We start from the raw sequence: 18,293 nt of genomic DNA on the forward strand, positions 1-18,293 counted from the left end.
CCGAAATCATTTTTGGGTTCGCCGAAATCATTTTTGGGTTCGCCGAARTCGKGGATCTTGTGGTTCACTAATGATTCATGAATGCTGTATAACTTAAGAAATCATTAGCACTCCTGTTTATTGGAGAGCTTACCAATGCTTTACCTTCTTCAACGTCTTTCCCTGACTATACTTTGTCTAACTTTTCTGGTTGCGTGTGATTTTTCGATTCCTCAGTCTTCGACAACACAGACACCAACAACACAACGTCGTACAAAAGAGGCTTTGCAGTTACAGCAACAGGGACTGCAACAGCTTAATCAAGGTAATTATCGCGAAGCTTTAGCTAATCTTGAGCAGGCTTTAACTATTTTTAAAGAAACTGGGGAGCGTCAAAACCAGACTACCACGCTTAAATATATTGGGCAGACTTACGAGAAATTGCGCGAGTATGCCAAAGCCCTAGAATATGATCAACAAGCTTTGGCGATCGCAAAAGAAATTGATAACAAGACTGAGGAAATGGAAATTCTCAATCACATGGGTGTAATTTACTATAAAACTGGTGTTTATACCAAAGCCCAGGAGATTTATCAACAAGCTTTGGTAATGGGCAAAGAAACTGATAATATGCAAGCCCAAGCAGAAATTCTTCACGAAATAGCTGCTCTTTTTGAAGCACAGCAAAAACCAGAGTTAGCGATCGCTTTTTACAAGCAAGCAATTAATGCTTTGGACGAAATGGAACTTGATTCCAAATTATCCCCACAAAAACCAATTCAGCAGTTTGATACAAACAGGTTCACAAATACCTTTCGCCATCTTGCGAATTTGTTACTCAAGCAAAACCGTGTGGTAGAAGCACAAGCAGCTGTTGACTCGCTCAAAGTCCAAGAACTAGATGGTTATCTCAATAGTGTTCGAGACAAAACCAAAACACCACAACGGATGGAATATCTGCAACCAGAACAGCAGATTGTGAATAAATTTAATCAGGAAATATCTATTGTAGTCAAGCAGGGTAAAGAACTGAGTGAACTACAAAAGATTCCCGAAAAAGATCGTACTCCCCAACAAGAAACACGCAGACAAGAACTTGAAGCTGCTCAAAGAGAAACTTTAAAAGATTTTCTTGCATTTAGCGATAGTCCAGAAGTCATAGCTCATGTTCAAGAACTCAATCGGACTACTGGTGGTGAAAATCTCAATCCTAAAATCCTCAGACGTCTGCAAGATTTTATTAAGCAACTAGATATAAATGCGGTTTTACTCTATCCCCTAATTCTAGAAGATCGCTTGGAATTAGTGTTAGTCACTCCCTATACACCCCCAATTCGTCATTCTGTGAGTGTAAAACGCCAAGAACTAAACCGGACAATTGAGGAATTCCGCAACGCTTTAGAAAATCCACCCAAAGATGCGAAAAAACCAGGACAAAAACTTTACAATTGGCTCATCCAACCGATTGAATCTGCTCTGAAAGAAGCTAATACAAAAACTATTATTTACGCACCGGATGGACAGTTACGCTACATACCTCTGTCAGCGCTTTATGATGGTAAACAGTGGTTAGTGCAGAATTATCAGGTAAATAATATTACTGCTCTGAGTCTCACTGATTTAAAAGAACGTCCACAGAATTTGAAGATATTAGCAGGTGCTTTTACGCGGGGAAATTACGATATCAAAGTTGGTAAGCGTACTTTCAAGCTGGGTGGATTACCTTTTGCGGGGAAGGAAGTCGAAAATGTGACGTCAGCGTTTCCTGGTTCAGCAAAGTTAATTAACTCAGAATTTACCAAACAAGAAACTTTAAAGCTGATGAGCAATTACCCAATTCTCCATTTTGCCACCCATGCAGCTTTTGTACCAGGTGCGCCGAATGAATCTTTTATTTTGTTTGGTGATGGGAATGCAGCTAATTTTCGGGATTTACGATTTTGGAATCTTTCTCACGCTGATTTGGTGGTATTAAGTGCTTGCGAAACTGGTTTGGGGGGAGAGTTAGGGGACGGTATAGAGATTTTGGGATTTGGGTATGTGATGCAAGAAGCAGGTGCAAAAGCTGCGATCGCTTCATTATGGCAAGTTTCCGATGACGGTACACAAGCACTTATGAATGCTTTTTACGCCGCACTCCAACAAGATAAACTCAGCAAAGTTGCAGCTCTCCAAAAAGCCCAATTATCATTAATCGATGGTATTTACGATCATCCCTACTATTGGGCAGGTTTTATTTTAATTGGTAATGGGATGTGATCGGGAACGAGGAATGGGAAACAGGGAATAGTTTATTTTTACCCTTTTAAGTATTTGCTTTTATAAATTCAAAAAATAATATCTATTTTTAGCTATATACTAACTTGATTTTTTCTTGAAGAAATATTTTTAAAACCAAATTTTTAACTGTTTTTTATCAAGTAATTAGGTAATTCATAAACTGTTCTTAACTATAAAGAATGTAGTTTTATCTCAGGTTGAAATTTCAGCATAAATTTGGTCATTCAATCTGGGGAAATATGAATTTTTCTATCAGCGCTTTTAATCGTGTAGCTACCACTTCAGTTGTAACAGTGGCTGTTGCGTTTGGACCACTTTTTACAGCGATCGCTCAAGCAGTAACTCTCAATGGTGCAGGTGCAACTTTTCCTGCTCCATTGTATGAGAGATACGCTCGTGAAATTAAAAAAGACATGCCAGACATGAAAATTAACTACCAAGGTATTGGTAGTGGTGGCGGTGTGAATCAAACAATTGCTGGTACTGTTGACTTTGGTGCTAGTGATGCTGCTATGACCGATGCTGAAATAGCTAAAGTTAAGCAGGGAGTAATTTTAGTACCTACCGCAGGTGGTGCGGTTTCTGTTGTTTACAATGTTCCAGGTGTTAGCGACCTGAAATTATCTCGTACGACATTACCAGGTATTTTCTCTGGTCAAATTACTAAATGGAACGACGCAAAAATTAAAGCAGATAACCCTGGTGTGAATCTCCCAGATCTGCCAATTAAATCTGTGGTTCGTGCTGATAGTAGTGGTACAACTTTCATTTTCACCAACCATTTAAGCAATATCAATGGTTATTTTAAAGGTAGAATTGGTACGAGTAAATCTCCTAGCTGGACTCTACCAAACGCCCTCAAAGGAAAAGGAAACCCAGGTGTAGCTGCTTTGGTAAGCCGTACCGCTGGTTCGATTGGCTATGTAGAGTACGAATACGCCAATAAAAATAAACTCAAATCAGCACAAGTACAAAACAAAAAAGGAGAATTTGTAGCTCCTTCTTTACAGTCTGCAAACTCTGCTTTGGCTTCTGTCAGCTTCCCCAGTAATTATCGTGTTTTTGTTGGCGATCCTGGTCAAGGTTATCCCATCGTTGGCTTAACTTGGATTATGGTTTATAAAAACTACAAAGACCCCGCTAAAGCTCAAGCAGTGAAAAACTTTGTTAAATGGGTTCTGACTAAAGGTCAAAAGTTCAATGATGATTTGAACTACACTTCTATTCCCTCTAATGTCGCTAATGATGTCATCAATACTGTAAATAGCAGTGTCAAGTAATTGATCATTTCAGATCCCGGACTTCTTTAAGAAGTCCGGGGATCTATAATCACCAACCGCCAACTATCAACAACCAGTAATCAATAATAAATGACGAATTCATCTGGTTCAGCTTATCAAAATGACCCTCAGCAACCAAAGAAAATTGATCCTAGTATTGATATTACAATTATTGAAGGAAAACATTATCAAATCAACCAAGGTTTTACTTGGATAGTTTATAGTTTTGCTGCTATAACAGTACTTGTATTGTTTTGGATGAGTTGGGTTATTTATGATAAAGCTTATCCAGCAATAGTGAAGTTTGGATTTGGGTTTTTATTCAGCCAAGATTGGGATGTACCCAATAAACTATTTGGTGCTTTACCTTATATCTATGGAACTTTAGTTAGTAGTGCGATCGCAGTTTTATTAGCAATCCCAGTAGGACTAGCAGTCTCTTTAGTCACAAGCGAAGATTTCCTTCCAGAATGGTTGCGAGCAATTTTAGCTTTTGTTGTGGAATTAATCGCAGCAATCCCCAGCGTAATTATTGGATTGTGGGGTATTTTTGTTTTTATTCCCTTTATTGAACCCTTGCAAAAATGGTTAGCAGCTAATTTTAATTGGATACCTTTATTTAGTACAGTAGAGCCTTCTGGGTTAAATATATTAACTGCTGGTATGATTCTAGCTATTATGATTTTACCCACATTGGCTGCAATTTCCCGTGAAGTATTGCTAGTCATCCCTAAAGAATTACGCAGTGCTTCTATGGCTTTAGGTGGTACACGTTGGGAAACTATTTTTAGAATATTATTACCAGCAGGTTTTTCGGGAATTGTTGGTGCAACAATGTTGGCGTTAGGGAGAGCCTTGGGTGAAACAATGGCTGTCACAATGGTCATAGGAAACTCTACTCTGATTAGCGCTTCCTTACTTGACCCTGCTTATTCAATTCCTGCGGTATTAGCTAATGAATTTGCAGAAGCAGAAGCAGGATTACATGTTGGTTCTCTCACATATTTAGCTTTAATTTTATTTGCCTTAACTTTATCTGTAAACATCGGTGCTGTCTTATTAGTACAAATAGTTGGAAGCAAAAAGAATTAGTAGAGACGCGATGAATTGCGTCTGTACAATGGTCATTGGTCATTAGTAGAGACGCGATGAATCGCGTCTGTACAATAGTCATTGGTCATTATCTCCCTTCCAATCCCCAATCCCCAATCCCCAATCCCCGCTCCCCGATCCCCGATCCCCGCTCCCCATATGAAAACAAATGAATCTTTAGCAGTAGAATTATTAGATTCTTTACCTTTAAAACGGCAGTTATTTAATCATGGCATGACTGCGATCGCTTTTATTTTTACAGGTCTAGCATTATTGCCTTTACTATCAGTTTTATGGGAAATTATAGTCCGGGGTACTTCTGGACTCAAACCAGAAATGTTTGTGACATCAGTGATTGATAATGGATTTGCCAATGCAATTATTGGTACTTTAATCATGGTGATGATTGCTGCACTCATCAGTATTCCCATTGGTATTGTCACGGGTATATATTTGGCAGAATTTAGCAAGGGAACAAAACCAGGAAATTTTGTTCGCTTCATCACCACGATTTTGACTGGTGTTCCTTCGATTGTTGTCGGCGTATTTGCCTACAGTGTGATAGTTTTAGTAACGAAATCATTTAGTGCGATCGCAGGTGGTTTTGCTCTTGCAGTCATCATGCTACCGATTGTTGTCTTAACAACCGAAGAAGCACTTAAATTGATTCCTGTTCCTCAGCGTCTAGCATCAGCAGCTTTAGGAGGAACTCGTTTTCAAACTACTTTTCGAGTTGTAGTCTCGGCTGCTATACCTGGTATCACTACTGGTATATTATTAGCTATAGCTCGTGCCGCAGGTGAAACAGCACCCTTGCTTTTTACCGCTTTATTTAGCCTAGATTGGTCACAGGATTTATTTACTCCAACAGCATCACTCTCTGTCTTAATTTTTAACCTTTATAATGACCCATCACCTGAAAAAAACCAACTTATTTGGACTGCGTGTATAGTCTTGCTGAGTTTAGTGTTATTTACTAGTATTATTTCTCGACTAGTGATTAACAAAACAAGGAAAAAATAGGGTATGTTAGATGTAGTTATCAAGTTTTAAAAACATTAATATTGTGTCTAGAAATAATATTAATCATACTAACTATAGGATTAGTATTTGATTTTTGAACAGAACTTAGTACATTTTCTATCAATAGTTCCTTATTAAAAGTTCCCTAGCTCAACTAGTAAGTTCAGAAACCAAATCAGATTCTTATATCTAAATATAAACTAATAAATTATGAGTAAATTAGTTCCAGCCATCACAGTCAAAAATCTTAACTTCTACTACGGTAGTACCAAGGCCCTTGAAGGAATATCAATAAGTATTTATCAAAATCAAATTACAGCTATTATTGGTCCTAGCGGTTGTGGAAAATCTACTTTTATTAAATCTTTAAATCGAATTGCAGAACTAGAAGGGGAAATTCGGGTAGAAGGAAAACTAGAATTTTTTGGTCAAAATATTTATGACCGTCGTGTGAATATTAATCGCCTGCGTCGCCAAATTGGGATGGTATTTCAAAAACCAAATTTATTTCCCATGAGCATTTACGAAAATGTTGCTTATGGTGTAAAAATAGCTCGATGGTGTCCCAAAACAGAATTAGATAGAATAGTTGAATCAGCGATCAAAGCTGCTGCTTTGTGGGACGAAGTCAAAGATAAATTGCACAAATCTGCTTTGGGACTTTCGGGTGGTCAACAACAACGACTGTGTATAGCCCGTGCTTTAGCAGTTAAGCCAAAAGTTTTACTCATGGATGAACCCTGTTCAGCTCTTGACCCAATTGCAACTATGAAAATTGAAGAATTAATTCATAGTCTGCGTGGAGAATTAACAATTGCTATTGTCACCCACAACATGCAGCAAGCGGCTCGCGTTTCAGATTTTACAGCTTTCTTCAGTACTGATGAAAGCCGCATTGGTCAAATGATTGAATTTGGCGCAACATCACAAATCTTTACTACAGCTCTTGATGAACGCACCCGCGATTATGTATCAGGACGTTTTGGGTAAACTTATATCTTGCACCTAGCCCGAAATTCAAATTTGGGCTGAAAGTTAAAGTCGGTTTTTAACCGACTAGCTCAGGTTTTAACCCATTTTAATGGGTTTAAGCCTTGAGCCGAAAATTTATTGGAACTTACGCAAAAAACCTCTCAAACTCTTATTTCTCCGTGTACTCTGCGTCCTCTGCGGTTTGTTTTTCCGTTACTTGTGCGTAATACCGTATAAATTTTTAACGGCTTTTGTTAGGAGTGCGATCGCTGGAAATGTAGCATTAAAGCTTTTTTTCAAACTTGGAAGTCTTCGAGTTGTCTCCTCTAACTTCCTCAATTTGACCAACTTCAAAAATTAAAATGAAATTTTGACCCATTTCTTTTGCTAAAAATTTTTCTAAAAGTATCACTTGTGTTGGTGTTACAGGTTCCTGAGTACGAACGCTTAAACGAACTTGCGGCGGATTGGTTAACCAATTGACACTACTATTTAGCAACACCATCCGTTGAAAGGTAATAGTTCGGTTCAGTAATGCTTGTCGAATACTGCTTTCTAGCCTAGCTTGTCTTATTAACTGAAAAAAACTCACGCTTAAGGGAATGAAAAGTATTGCTGTAAAAGCTAGCGTCCACCCCAGGGCCTTTTTAGCACGTTTAAATGAAGTGCAACCCGTTAGTAAAAACGTCAGCATACAAGAAAGAGTGATTCCGAGTAAATTGGTTAGATAAAGTAGAGTTGCGCCAATACTAAGTGACCAATTTACTTGCGATAAACCTAAGCCAATTACACAAACTGGTGGTATAAGTGCGACTGCGATCGCTGTTCCGGCTAAACTTTCAGAAATTTTAGGTTCCACTTTCGCATAACCACTAATTCCCCCAGCTGCTACAGCAATTCCTAAGTCTAATAAAGTCGGTCGAGAACGGCTAATTATTTCACTACCAAATTCTGGAAGCGCCACTAAGTAACCGATAAACAAAGCTACAGCAACTGATAAAAAAGTTCCAAGGATAATAGCGGCTAAAGCTTTACGAAATAAGATGATATTGCCTTCTAAAGCTCCAAATGCCAATCCCCGAATTGGTAACATCAAGGGTGCAATAATCATTGCACCGATAATCACAGCAGCGCTATTAGAAAGTAATCCTAAGGTCGCAATTATACAAGAACCAAAAATTAGCACAATATAATTAGTATTTATTGTTGATTCTTCTAATAGCCCACCGCGTATTTCTTGTAATTGCGGTGGTGGAACTCGTTGGTTTTGAAAATTATTAAAACGATTGCGAATATCATTTATCTTTCGCACAATACCTCGATGTTTAATAATTTTTTACAAAGCAAGGATAGACAATATTTACCCTTGTAACTCTATTCTAGGCGCTTTTTTCTGTTTTTAGCTTGGCAACAAAATGTGATGAAAAAGTGAGTTGAACAGTCACTACAAAGGATTTTATATGATACAATCGTACTATCAAGAAAAGAATTGAGTGTGTGATGGGAATTTACTATTTTTCCTAGATAAACACACGCTGGAGAATTGGCGTTGCATGTTTACGGGATGAAGTAATCTTATCAATCAACAAATAATTCATTCATTAGCTTCGTTGGCTGAATTAATCCCGCATTTTTGTAATGTCCAAATCATTCTTCCTCTACCAATTCTAACATTTTATTGAAATTCATATTTAAGTAAACCAGGGTAGGTTAGTTATGGCAAAAAAATCTGCCACAAATCGTGTCATGTCTTCTCAACGTCGCAAACGCATATCTGGAAAAATCAACAATCGAATTTCTCTATTGGAACTGCTCAAAGTTTTAGAATTAAATCGCCATAGCATCATCCTCAACCTTAAACATCTCCAAGCAAATTATCAAAGAAAAGGTGTCAAAAGAGTTCAAGGTTATAGAGATGAAAAAGGTAATATTGTTAAGCCTTGGCTGACAACACAATATATCGATAATGGTGAGTATGTTGGTATGGGTACGTTTGAACTGAACCATAACACAGCCAATATCAACATGCTGATTACCCGCCAAGTCAGACTGATCAAAACAGAAGATCAAACCCCCATTGGTGAAGTTGCAGGTTTATTAGTAAATGACCTCAATAGCTTTAACAATTACACCATTGTTAGTGAAGGCGAAGTCAACGTCAAATCACTACAAGTCAAAATTAGCAACAAAAAAACCTTTGACTTGCTCAAAGCAAAAGGTGTAATAGAAAACGAAGAGTATGATTTTCGCTGTGAATATACTATTAAATTAGATAATTTACCCCTTGTACCTGCTGATAAACATTACAGCAGTCTTGACGGTGTATTCTATCAACTTGCAGAAGCGAAAGTACTTATCAGTATCATTTCTGCACTTTTGAAAAAAGAGTCAGATATCTTTGTACCAGAACAGTTAGAAGAGTTGAGAAAGCATTATCTTTCAAAAAATCTTAATCTCAACTTCCCAACAACCAACGAATACATCAATATTAGACAAGCTCTTGCTAGACAGAATATTGATACACGTGTTAGCTACAAAATTGATATTGGTAGTAAAGAGATTCTGAATCTTGGTAAACTACATTCTGCTAACAAGTTTCTCGACAGAATGTATGAAGTTTATCACAAAGATACAGGAGAAATTATCTCCAAGCCTAGCTTTGATTTGATGTTTCAGGAAAATATTGCTTTTCGACACAAGCAATTATCGTCTCGGATAAAAGTTACGTCCGTTGATGAATTCATGAAACCAATTTTTGATGATTTTCTGGGACTAGATAACAATGGTATTGTTGCTAGTATCCTGAACAAAACTGGTGCTGATAATCTGGTACAATTATTGCAGGAAAAGCGTGATGTTCAAAGCGTAAACAAAAATGATCTGATAGAAGCTCTATTTAGTGCAAATGAAAAATTAGAGCAATTCACTTCAGTTATTTACCGTGAAAAAATCAGTCCTTTGGTATTGTATATCGGTTCTACTGGGCTATTACCAAAAAAAATGAAGGCAAAAGCAATTACTGCGGCAGAACTTGCGACGCAATATCCATGTTTGCAGTTTTCCAAAGATGAGAAAGAAGGCAGATTTTTTCTCATAGGTGACAGTATTGTTAGTGTGTATGCAACTAGGGAGTATTATAGTAAGCAGACTGCTGTTACGGTGGAAAAATAGTCATTGGTAATTCCTAGTGATGTAACGCCTATGATTTACCAGGATTGATTGGTCTTGCCCAAAGCCAAGGGTTTGTTCCACTATCAGGGGAAGGACAACAACAGCTTATTGCCCAATTGCAAAAGTTATACTCTCAAGCAGCTGATAGTAGCGGCAAAGTTTGTGTGGTCTACCGTACTGATGTTTATGTTGCTGAATCGATAGAAGGGTAGCCAATACGGTTCGGATAAGACAAATTGATCAACATTTAAACCCTGTAGAGACGCGAAATTACCCTGCGGGAACGCTAAAAGCGAACGCGTCTCTACATACCAAAATTATGACGAAAAATCCTTAACCGAACCGTATTGGAAGGGTAGCCGCAAGTAGCCGCAAGTAAACTAATACCATTTCACGTTAATCGCGATACACATAAATAATGTAGAGACGTGCCATGGCACGTCTCTACAAAAAAATATGTTTCACTTTTAAAGGAAATTGGTGTTATTGGATGGTGCGTGATAGCGATCGCATCCTAATTTTTCGTAAAAATTTAGATTAAATACTAACCAAGCTTTCGCTTCTTTGCTGCTTAATATTAGTAATTAATTCTAAAACTTCTTGATACTTTGTAGTGTTTCCTTGTTCTAAAAATAGACTTGCAGCTTTTTTAAAATCTTCTATAGCTCCTGAAGAATCTGCCTGATTATAGCGAGTCACACCTCGGTTGTAGTAGGCAAAAGCTTCATTAGGATTTAGACTAATCGCTTGATTATAGTCTTCTATTGCTCCTTTGTGATCTCCCTGTTCATCGCGGACATTGCCTCGACCCACATAGGCAAGGATATCATTAGGATTCAGGCGAATTGCTGTGGTGTAATCTTCTATTGCTCCCTTTTTGTCTCCTAATTGGTTACGAGCTAAACCTCGGTTGTAGTAAGCAAGGGTATTACTATCATCAAGACCGATCGCTGTATTGTAATCTTTGATGGCTCCTTGGCTATCTCCCAAGTCATACCGGCTATATCCGCGATTAACGTAAGCAACAGCATCACTGGGGTTGAGGCGAATTGCAGCGCTGAAGTCGTTGATCGCTCCTTGTTTGTCTCCTAAATCGTAGCGTGTATAGCCCCGGTTAACATAAGCAACAGCATCATCAGGATCAAGTTTAATCGCTGCGGAAAAAGCTGCGATCGCGCCTTCTAAATCTCCTTGACTATACTTATTGACTCCCTGATTGTAGAAGTCATCAGCTTTGGTGGTTATAACTTGCTCTGTTTTAAAAATATTTGTTATCTGTTTCGCATTAGCAGGTGCTACATATGCACTCATAGTAAATATTGTTACACCACAAAACCCTACAACCCCTGTCAAGACTTGACCTGATAATGCTAATTTCATTTTTTATAGTAATTAATTTAGTTGCTCTATATATTCCTACACTGTTGGGAGTTTTGTTTACGCAATTTTTTTGTAAAACTATGTGAAGTTTAAGAAATGAGAGATTGGTTAAAATTTTTAGTGATATCTTGGGTGATTTTCGTAATTCAGATTATTAGTGATGTATTGATCTTGCAAATGAACCTACTGACCTACACCCATGATTAAATCTCATTATTCCACATTCCCGATTCGAGTTCGTTGGAATGCGATCGCCCAAGCAACACTTGGCTTGTTGTGCTTGTCTTCACCGTTATTTCTCACTAGCGCCAGTTGGGCGCAGTTTAATGGACAAGATATTAGAGTCAATGTACCCCTCAACGGCAATTCTCAACCTACTGCGAACCTTGGTGCTGCTGCTGTACCAGTACTCATTCAAGTTTTACAAGGAAAACAAGCACCATCAGGCTTTGATGCAACTTCTGCAATACCCATTTTAATACAAGGCATACAGGGCAATAATCCTCAAATACGCTCCGATGCTGCGGCTGCGGTTCCTGGAATTATTCAAGCTTTGCAAAACCAAAATCCCCAGCTACAACAACAGGTGCAACAACTAGGTCAACCAAACGCTCAACAAAATCCTCAACCAAACCCTCAACCAAACCCTCAACTCAATACTCAGCCCAAAGCTCAATCAAATGCAGGTAGATGTTTTGTGTCAAATCCCGGATCTGTTGTACCAGCACTGATTGGAGGTTTGCAAAATCAAGACGAATTGGTTCGCTTTTTTGCTGGTGCGACACTCGGTTGTCTTGGCGATCAAGCCAAAGGTGCAGCTCCTGCTTTACTTACTAGCTTGACAGATCCAAACCAAGCTGTACGCTTAGTTGCAGCCTTTGCTTTAGATAAAATCGGTATTGGAATTCAACAAGCAGCAAAGAGTTTATCTGCTGGGCAACTAAATCAATTAGTATCTACGTTTAGCTCTAGCCTTGGTTTTTTAGCTGACCCATTAATTAACTTACCCCAAAATGTAGTTAACTCTTTATTTAACACCTCACCAACTCCTCAACAACCCGTCCAACAACCCGTCCAACAACAAATTCAACAACCCGTCCAACAACAAATTCAACAGTCAAAATAAACAAAAGCCCACCACCAAACCCTCACCAATAACAAATGACAAATAACAATTGTACAGACGCGATTCATCGCGTCTCTACCAATAACGATGAATCCCGTCTCTTACCTCACAGAAAATGCTTCGCTGAATCTGCGAGTTACGGGTTCTAAAATGAAAGTTAAAATTGACTTTTTCCGCGTGACAATCTCACCATTAGCACTCATACCTGGTGTAAAGGCGACTTCTTGACCTCGCACCATTAAAGAGTGTTTATCTAACTTAATTCTTGTGGGGAAAACTAAGCCTAATTCTTTATCAACAATGGCGTTGGGACTGACTTGAACAACTTCTCCATCAACAACGCCAAATTCTTGAAACGGAAAAGTTGCCATTTTGACTTTTGTTCTCATCCCTTCGCGAATAAAACCAATATCACGGTTGAGGACTTTTACTTCTAATAGTAATTCTTCTCCATCTGGCAAAATAGATAGTAATTCTTCACCAGATTGTACAGGTCCTTTGGTCGCTTTCACTCTATAGACAGTCCCGGAAACTGGCGCTGCAATTGTTTCTAACTGTCGTTGTTTTTGGGCTTGATCAAGTTGACCTTGAACGTTGTTTAGTTCTTCTTTACGCTGATTAATTTGGGTCAAAATTTCACTTAAACGTTCTGAAGCTAAACGTTGTGCTTGACTGCTAGCAGCTTGATAGGCTGCTTGTGCTTGAAGAATTTCTTGCTTTTGAGCATCAATATCTTTCTTTAAAGAAACAACTTTATCTTGAGCTTCTGTAATTTTATTTTGAGCGTTAGTGATTTCATCGTTAGCTCTGGTGATTTCTGCTTTAGCACGATTGAGCCTGTCTTGTGCTTCTAAATAATCTATTCTGGGTATAGCACGAGAATTATCAAGAGTGCGTAAACCTTGTTCTCTTTTTTGAGCGATCGCCAAGCTACTGACAGTTTTTTCTCTCAGACTTTTGGCGTTGACAAGGTTAGTTTTGGCGTTAGCAAGGCTAGTTTGAGCGTTAACTAAGTTATCTTCTAGCCGAGTCAGGCGGACTTTTGCTTGTTCAATCAAAGCCTTTTGGCGATTTGCTTCTGCTTCTGCTCCTACTTGACGCGCTTTGTAATCTTGCAAGCGTGAAGTCAACAGTTGATCTTGGAGTTGTGTACCTGTGTTTGTTGCACCCGTGCGTTCTGCATCCAAACGCCGTAGATCTTCTTTGATTAAATTAGCAGATTTGCTCAGGCGTACAACATCAGACTGTTGTAAATCTGGGTCACGTTCAACTACAACTTCACCTTTATTGACGCGATCGCCTTCTTTGACTTTCACAGCCAAAATCGTACCATTTCCCAAAGAAGTAATCGGTCGTACTTGACTAGAAGCAATTAACTCCCCGCTAGCAGTCGCCACTTCATCCACCTGGGAAAAATTAGCCCATGCGATCGTCCCAAACACGATTACACTAATTGTTCCTGCTAATAATCTTGTATATAAAGGCGGTAATTCTTGCACCGCTTTACCCAACTCATAAGAAAGTTGTTCATCCGGTTTAGCAAATCTTTGTTTAGTTTGACGTGCTTGAGTAGCATTTGCAGCTAAAGAGTATCTCATAGAATTTTTAGTAGATAGGGGATTGGGGATTGGGGATCGGGGAAAGAGGATTGGGAATCGGGGATTGGGGAAAGAGGATTGGGAATCGGGGATTGGGGAAAGAGGATTGGGAATCGGGGATTGGGGAAATGGGATTGAAAGTTGGAAATTGGAGATTAAAGGTTGGAAATTGGAGATTAAAAATTGGGACTAAATATAAATTCTTCCCAATCCCCGATCCCTTTTCCCAATCCCCGATCCCTTTTCCCCGATCCCTTTTCCCCGATCCCCTATCCCCAATCCCCAATTAAACTGCCAAATAACGCCTTAAAAAATGTTCTAGGGTTTCCAATTCAAAACCGAAAATCGTTTTTAAGTTAGCAATCTCTTCAGTTGTACAGAAAAATTCGTTTGCTAGCAATGTGCGGAAGGTTCCCAGATTTTTTTGGGTTTGGGGATTCATAAAACCCAAGACTCCTCGCAATCCATCAATTATAAATAGTGGCGGATTAATGATTATTGGTTCTTTGTTAAAGATGCGACCGAAAATTTTGGGAATATCTTCTCGTAATAAGATCTCTGGCCCTCCCACTGATAAAATTTGATTACGAGCGCGTTCATTTGTCACAGATTCGACAACCATTCTTGCTAAATCGTCTGTACTTACTATCGAACTCCGGTTTTTGGGGTCGCCGATTAGCAAATATACCCCTGTCTCCCGAAATCGTTCTGCCAATGGCAGCAAGTTAGATGCTAATCCAGCTGGACGTAAAATAGTGTAATTTAAGCCACTGCTTTCTAAATATCGTTCTACTGCTCGTTTCGCCTTAAACACCGGAGCATCTTCATACCCCCGGTTGGCTCCTAATACAGAAATTAATACAAAATGTTGCACTCCATTGACTTTTGCTTGGTCAATTAGTTCTATGTTGGCGCGGTAGTCCAAAGCTAAGGGATTGCCATCAGAACCGTGAGTACTAATAATGTACTGTACACCTTGACAAGCTTTGTGAATATCTTGTGATTGTTCTAAATCACCAATAAAGATATCAGCACCTCGATGTTCTAACTCACCATAACGCGAAGTGAGGCGAACAAATGCTCGAACTGACATTTCGCGATCGCGCAGCAGTCGTACGACACGACGACCAATTCCTCCGGAAGCTCCTGTGACTAGAAACATAGTGATTTGGGATTGGGTGTAGGGGATTGGGGATTAGGGATCGGGGATCGGGAAGAAACAACTGTAGAGACGCAAAATTTTGTGTCTCTACAAAGGATTGTGGGCTTAACTAAACCGTATGTATTGAGTTATCACCAGTCTACAGTCCCCTATCTCCAGTCCTTATTCCTTTGTATTTTAAACTTCCAAAATTACAGGATATAGGGTGCGTTACGCCTCTGGGTAACAGGGAGCATCTTAATTTTCTCAATATAACGCTAAAGGTTTAAAACCTTTAGCTAATAGCACAACTCGTCTAAAGACGACTTCAATCTGTTAATTTGCACATTTTATAAATCAAACAGTCTGCTTAAAGCAGACTTGAGCTATGAGACTGCGATTTCAATCGCAGGCGGGTTGGAACCTACGACAATCTATATGTAGATTATAGATATTAGACATAGGCGAAGAATGTAGAGACGTGAAATTTCACGTCTCTACAAGGATTTTGGGCAACGCATAGTTAAATTCGGTCGATGTCTATTGCAAACAGTATCTATGCTGTTGAACAGTTATTGAGACAAATATACTGAATAATTATAGAAACTTAAATAAATTAAAAAAATGCCTAAATTCGATGGTGCTAAGTGGAAAAAAGTATCTGTAAGTCTTCCCTTTGGTATTGGTTCGGCGGAATGGGAAGTTGACCCAACTGAGCGACGGGCTGCATGGTCGCTGTATGTGGAACTTGTGACACGGATTGCTGTTCAGCCTTTGGATACTAATGAAGGATTAATGCGCGAGGCTCTCAATTCTTTATACAGCTTGTTTGGTACAACACGAGCAATCCTCAAAGAAGCTGGGCCTGATGTGGGTGCATCTCACGATTCAGTCGGGGGAATTGCTATAGCGGTGTTGAATTATGGTTTGCGTCCTGTCTTGGCAAAATGGCATCCAATACTACAAACATGGGAAGCCCAGCGTCCACCTCACCTGAGTCCACAAGAGCATGAGCGCAATTGGTCTGAGGAACCGAAATTGCGGGTGGAGTTGGAATTGTTGAGAAGGGATTTGGAGCAATATGCAGATGCGTTAGCGGTTATTGCGGGTGTGAAGGAGTAATAAAAGGAATATTGAAGAATGAGCAATCAACCGCAATTTGATGTTTTCCTAGCTCACAATAGTCAGGATAAGCCAGAAGTTAGAGTCGTTGCTGCTGCACTAAAGCGGCGTGGTTTAGAGGTGTGGATAGACGAAGAGCAAATTCGTCCTGGACAAATTTTTCAAGTAGAAATTCAAAAGGCAATTCGGAATGTTAAAACTGCTGTTATTTTTATTGGAAAACAAGGTTTAGGTAGATGGCAAACTATAGAGTTACCAACGCTCTACAGTCAGTTTGTACAAGCAGAAAATGTCACTACTGTAATTCCTGTATTACTACCAGGTGTTAACGAAATACCAGATGATTTGCTCTTTCTTGCACAGCATCATTGGGTAAGCTTTGCTAATGGAATAGATGATGTTGAAGTGTTGTATCAATTGGAATGGGGTATTACTGGACGCAGACCAGAGCGAAAACTGGAGCCAAGCCAAGTACTTCAAACTGATGTCGTCATTCAAGCCGATGACCTCAGTTCTGAGAAGGGAGTAGACTACACGCAATTGCGTGATTTGCTAGCAGCAGGCAAGTGGAAAGAAGCGGATAAGGAAACTTTAGCTGTCATGCTCAAAGCATCTGGCAGAGAAAAGGAAGGTTGGCTTAATGTCGAATCCATCAACAATTTTCACTGCACAGACTTACGCACCATTGACCAACTTTGGGTAAAATACAGCAATGGGCGCTTTGGCTTTAGTGTGCAGAAGCGCATCTGGAAGAGCGTTGGGGGAAATCCTGATGCTGACTATGAAACGTATTGTAAGTTTGGCGATCGCGTAGGATGGAGAGTGAAAGGAAACTGGATTGATTACCCAGGCGATGTAAATTTTAGCACTTCACCAGAGGGACACCTCCCCAAGAGAATGGACTGTGTACGGTGGTGGGTTTTGGGTTTGTTTTGTTGTGGTTGCGGTGTGTTGGGTTCTCTTTTCTCGCGCAGAGACTTGTAAAGTGTAGCATTTAAGCACTTTAGACATTTATAAATATTTGTAACTGTATGCTTTTCTACGAAACAATCAACATTTGCGAGATCCGATACCTGGCACTGGCGGCTGATAGCAATTTGCCTGAATAAACTTTTCTGCTACCTCCTGCACTTCCATACTTTCTGACACCCTCTGGTTGTCCCAAGGTAGACTCAACTGTCCTGGTGACTTTTTCCCTTTGCCTTTATTCTTCATTGATGGTAAAAAGCGACTACCCCAATGATTTCTTCTCTCTGGTTTCGCCTGTGGGCGATATTTCTTGCAAAATCCTCGGTATCTAGCAGCGCACTCCTCTAATGTTCTCCCCAATTGCAAAAATGCTGGATGCCATTGAGTGATACCATCATCACTCAGTCTGTCATGAGTACCATAGTTGCTGAAATCATAGAAAAATCCCTGCTGCACTCCTGCTGCTTTAGGATTAGCATGGATATATCGCAGGGTATTTAACGCCCTTTTGGTATCTGTATTAGCAAAACCCGTGCTGTGATATCGTTTTTCCCAAAAGTGTCCGGTGCGGTTGAGCATCCTGTTAAAGCACATGGCAGTGTACCAGTTTAGCCAGTGCATGATTTTGGGTAGTTCCTCTGGTTGTGCCGCTTCTAGAAGGTAGTGTACATGATTGCTCATAATACAAAGAGCATAAAGTTTAAATCCATATTTCTCTTTTGCTTTTTTAATAGCGTAAAGAAACACCTCGCGACACTCTAGGCGAGTCAGGCGAAATTCGCGATTATTGCAACGGGTGGTGATGTGATAGCAGAATCCAGGCTGAAAATTGCGAGGTGAGCGAGCCATGAAAAAAATCGCTAAAATACTACGCTTGCTATAATGCACTCACCAACAAGCTTTAGTCATCAATGTTACAACATTAAGTCTTACAGTTACAACATTAAGTCTTACAGTTACAACATTAAGCCTTACAGTTACAACATTAAGTCTTACAGCTACAACATTAAGTCTTACAGCTACAACATTAAGTCTTACAGCTACAACATTAAGTCTTACAGCTACAACATTAAGTCTTAGACCTGCCTTGAAAATAGAGGCTGAAACCGTAAAAAATCGTTCCACCATCAATACGGTTCGGTTAAGAATTTTTCGTCATA

General features: G+C 39.4%; 15 protein-coding genes. 10 read left to right on the plus strand and 5 right to left on the minus strand.

What is annotated here, in order from left to right:
• Window positions 1–135 precede the first annotated feature (135 nt).
• The 5 genes from B4U84_RS03040 to pstB all read left to right on the plus strand — a co-directional run bounded on the left by B4U84_RS03040 (window position 136) and on the right by pstB (window position 6,644).
• Window positions 136–2,238, plus strand: a complete 2,103-nt coding sequence (locus tag B4U84_RS03040; protein WP_131115491.1) for a CHAT domain-containing protein — start codon at window positions 136–138, stop codon at window positions 2,236–2,238.
• A 260-nt stretch (window positions 2,239–2,498) separates the two neighbouring features.
• A complete protein-coding gene (gene pstS, locus B4U84_RS03045; protein ID WP_131115493.1) occupies window positions 2,499–3,539 on the plus strand; it encodes a phosphate ABC transporter substrate-binding protein PstS in 1,041 nt (346 codons plus the stop codon).
• Window positions 3,540–3,629: 90 nt separating this feature from the next.
• Window positions 3,630–4,631 (plus strand): phosphate ABC transporter permease subunit PstC, encoded by a 1,002-nt coding sequence (gene pstC, locus B4U84_RS03050; RefSeq protein ID WP_131115496.1) that lies wholly within the window; start codon window positions 3,630–3,632, stop codon window positions 4,629–4,631.
• Between the two features lie 159 nt (window positions 4,632–4,790).
• Window positions 4,791–5,654: a phosphate ABC transporter permease PstA gene (gene pstA, locus B4U84_RS03055; RefSeq protein WP_017311866.1), complete on the plus strand. Its 864-nt coding sequence runs from the start codon at window positions 4,791–4,793 to the stop codon at window positions 5,652–5,654.
• 207 nt (window positions 5,655–5,861) lie between these two features.
• The gene (pstB, locus tag B4U84_RS03060) at window positions 5,862–6,644 is read left to right on the plus strand and encodes a phosphate ABC transporter ATP-binding protein PstB (RefSeq protein ID WP_196797873.1); all 783 of its coding nucleotides are present in this window, start codon (window positions 5,862–5,864) and stop codon (window positions 6,642–6,644) included.
• Between the two features lie 265 nt (window positions 6,645–6,909).
• On the opposite strand, the gene B4U84_RS03065 is transcribed toward pstB, so the two are convergent.
• Window positions 6,910–7,938, minus strand: a complete 1,029-nt coding sequence (locus B4U84_RS03065) for a DUF389 domain-containing protein (RefSeq protein WP_131115498.1) — start codon at window positions 7,936–7,938, stop codon at window positions 6,910–6,912.
• Window positions 7,939–8,342: 404 nt separating this feature from the next.
• On the opposite strand from B4U84_RS03065, the gene B4U84_RS03070 reads away from it, so the two are divergent.
• Both B4U84_RS03070 and B4U84_RS03075 read left to right on the plus strand, forming a co-directional pair.
• Window positions 8,343–9,797, plus strand: a complete 1,455-nt coding sequence (locus B4U84_RS03070; RefSeq protein ID WP_131115500.1) for a hypothetical protein — start codon at window positions 8,343–8,345, stop codon at window positions 9,795–9,797.
• Between the two features lie 44 nt (window positions 9,798–9,841).
• Window positions 9,842–10,009: a hypothetical protein gene (locus B4U84_RS03075; protein WP_207390894.1), complete on the plus strand. Its 168-nt coding sequence runs from the start codon at window positions 9,842–9,844 to the stop codon at window positions 10,007–10,009.
• A gap of 325 nt (window positions 10,010–10,334) precedes the next feature.
• On the opposite strand, the gene B4U84_RS03080 is transcribed toward B4U84_RS03075, so the two are convergent.
• A complete protein-coding gene (locus B4U84_RS03080) occupies window positions 10,335–11,177 on the minus strand; it encodes a tetratricopeptide repeat protein (protein WP_131115502.1) in 843 nt (280 codons plus the stop codon).
• 199 nt (window positions 11,178–11,376) lie between these two features.
• On the opposite strand from B4U84_RS03080, the gene B4U84_RS03085 reads away from it, so the two are divergent.
• Window positions 11,377–12,303, plus strand: coding sequence for a HEAT repeat domain-containing protein (locus B4U84_RS03085; protein WP_131115505.1), 927 nt, complete (start codon window positions 11,377–11,379; stop codon window positions 12,301–12,303).
• A gap of 101 nt (window positions 12,304–12,404) precedes the next feature.
• Here the strand turns inward: B4U84_RS03085 and B4U84_RS03090 are convergent, their stop codons facing one another.
• Both B4U84_RS03090 and B4U84_RS03100 read right to left on the minus strand, forming a co-directional pair.
• Window positions 12,405–13,901 carry a beta-barrel domain-containing protein gene (locus B4U84_RS03090; protein WP_017311872.1) on the minus strand — a complete coding sequence of 499 codons (1,497 nt, stop codon included), beginning with the start codon at window positions 13,899–13,901 and terminating at the stop codon, window positions 12,405–12,407.
• A gap of 286 nt (window positions 13,902–14,187) precedes the next feature.
• The gene (locus B4U84_RS03100) at window positions 14,188–15,063 is read right to left on the minus strand and encodes an SDR family oxidoreductase (RefSeq protein WP_017311875.1); all 876 of its coding nucleotides are present in this window, start codon (window positions 15,061–15,063) and stop codon (window positions 14,188–14,190) included.
• A 603-nt stretch (window positions 15,064–15,666) separates the two neighbouring features.
• On the opposite strand from B4U84_RS03100, the gene B4U84_RS03105 reads away from it, so the two are divergent.
• Both B4U84_RS03105 and B4U84_RS03110 read left to right on the plus strand, forming a co-directional pair.
• Window positions 15,667–16,164 (plus strand): hypothetical protein, encoded by a 498-nt coding sequence (locus tag B4U84_RS03105; protein ID WP_044453116.1) that lies wholly within the window; start codon window positions 15,667–15,669, stop codon window positions 16,162–16,164.
• An 18-nt stretch (window positions 16,165–16,182) separates the two neighbouring features.
• Entirely contained in the window at window positions 16,183–17,148 is a 966-nt protein-coding gene (locus tag B4U84_RS03110) for a GUN4 domain-containing protein (protein WP_131115509.1), read from the plus strand.
• 66 nt (window positions 17,149–17,214) lie between these two features.
• Here B4U84_RS03110 and B4U84_RS03115 read toward each other — a convergent pair whose 3' ends face one another.
• Window positions 17,215–17,982 (minus strand): transposase, encoded by a 768-nt coding sequence (locus B4U84_RS03115; RefSeq protein WP_131115511.1) that lies wholly within the window; start codon window positions 17,980–17,982, stop codon window positions 17,215–17,217.
• Window positions 17,983–18,293: the final 311 nt, after the last annotated feature.

This window comes from Westiellopsis prolifica IICB1 (assembly GCF_004323185.1).
GTDB lineage: Bacteria > Cyanobacteriota > Cyanobacteriia > Cyanobacteriales > Nostocaceae > Pelatocladus > Pelatocladus prolificus_A.